At 38.4% G+C, this 1,769-nt stretch carries 2 protein-coding genes; both read left to right on the forward strand.

Annotated elements, in window-relative coordinates; translation table 11 throughout:
• Positions 1-173: 173 nt before the first annotated feature.
• Complete coding sequence (locus CXF61_RS11870; protein WP_165598334.1) at positions 174-1,154, forward strand: OmpA family protein; 981 nt, start codon at positions 174-176, stop codon at positions 1,152-1,154.
• A gap of 87 nt (positions 1,155-1,241) precedes the next feature.
• Positions 1,242-1,769: hypothetical protein (locus tag CXF61_RS11875; protein WP_264755686.1), on the forward strand; the 528-nt coding region annotated here is incomplete at its 3' end.

Raw genomic sequence — 1,769 nt, forward strand, 5'->3', positions numbered from 1 at the left:
TTGTCTCTATACTTAAGTTTTAGTGAGATTTTGGTATAAATATTGTAGTTTATATTCTTTGTAATTTTAAATAAAGAACGCGAAACAATAAATATTTATGTGATTTATATAACTAAGAAACACAGAACTTTTAACTAACAATCATTCTATAAGCTTATCTTCAGGATTCTACTATGGAACAACTATTCAAAAAAAACATTAGTATTGTTGTATTGTCGACCATTCTGTTTGGTATATCTGCTTGCGCTATCACTGGTAACAGCACTATCGATAACGATGGAGATAGCCGACGTGTTGGCAAAGTTGTATGGAATAACCAAGTAGATGCTGATATTAATACGATGCTATCAAGACAGGTTGCTAATGATAATACTCGACTAGTGTTCATTCGGAAAAACGATAATAGCCCTGAGCAAACAAGTGCCAATATTGCGGTCAACAATAGATTTCAAGTCAGTCTCCAAGCTGGTAATTATACTGTGGTCAACTCATGCGTGGGTACCAATCAGCTTAGTGCCCATGCTACTGGATTTAAAAGCAATAATTTACTGGCCGACAAAAACACTTATCAGCTCATGGGTGGTCAAACTTACTTCTTTGATGTTGAGATGGACGAAACAGGTCAAAGTACATTAAAACAATTAACGTCGAATGATGCATCACAAATACTTGCTAATAAGCGTTATCAATCCCATCAAATTAGCCGTGTAGTTCCTAATTGTTCAGCGCCTGTTGTAGCTACTCCAAGACCTGTGACACCGCCTCCAATGATACAGCCAAAACCTCTTGTTTTAGAGAAAGCAGTCACTATCGATCTTGAAGTATTGTTTGAGACTGATAAAGCTGTGGTAAACCCAGAGTACTACGTAAAAGTGGCAGAATTGGCAGAATTTATGATGCAGTATCCAAACACTATGACAACTATTGAAGGTCATACAGATAGCCGTGGTAGTGATAGCTACAACCAAGCTTTATCACAGCGACGTGTCGATGCGGTAAGAGAAGTATTAATTACTCGCTTTCAGATTGCAGCTGAGCGCTTAAAAGCCATTGGTTATGGCGAGTTGCAACCAAGAGCAACTAATGATAGTGAGGAAGGTCGACAACTTAATCGTCGTGTGGTCGCTATTGTTGAAGAACGCTTACGTAATTAGTAGCCCTATTATCCTTTGGTGACTGAAGTTACCAACTTAAAAGTAACTTAAGCGACACAATTTAAATTAAAAATTTTAGGGAAGAATATGAATACTATTATCGTTAAGACTCATAATACCAATAGCACTGTTGATCAAATGCAAGTAATTACAAAAGATGGCAAGCCTACAGTTATTGCTGCAGTAGATAAAGTTAATTATGAGTTTTACGATACGGCTATTGGCCGTGCTCCTAATCATATTATTACTAAGCGCATAAAGAATAATTTGCATATCTCATTCGAAGAAGAAGGGCAAGATAGCGATCTTATTATAGAAGGGTTCTATGACAGCTCAGATAGCGCGCTGCTCGGAATAGCTGAGAATGGAGAATATTATTATTATATTCCTGATACCGGCGAGACCTATGATTACGTCACTCAGCTAGCAATAGGTGATACGGAAGGTCAAGCATTAGGTGGTACTCAGTATATCGCAGCAGCAGGCTTACCTTGGTGGATACCTGCGGCAGCTGGTCTAGGGCTGATAGGCTTAGTTGCTAGTAGCAGTAGAGGTAAAGATAATGATAGTAAGCTAACTAACGATGCGCCCATTGCAGTGAATGACAGCTACACG

This window comes from Psychrobacter sp. 4Dc (assembly GCF_002836715.1).
GTDB lineage: Bacteria > Pseudomonadota > Gammaproteobacteria > Pseudomonadales > Moraxellaceae > Psychrobacter.

Bases quoted from the DNA above. Each gene is read 5' to 3' on its own strand.
- CXF61_RS11870 (WP_165598334.1), top strand. From the start codon at position 174: ATGGAACAACTATTCAAAAAAAACATTAGTATTGTTGTATTGTCGACC.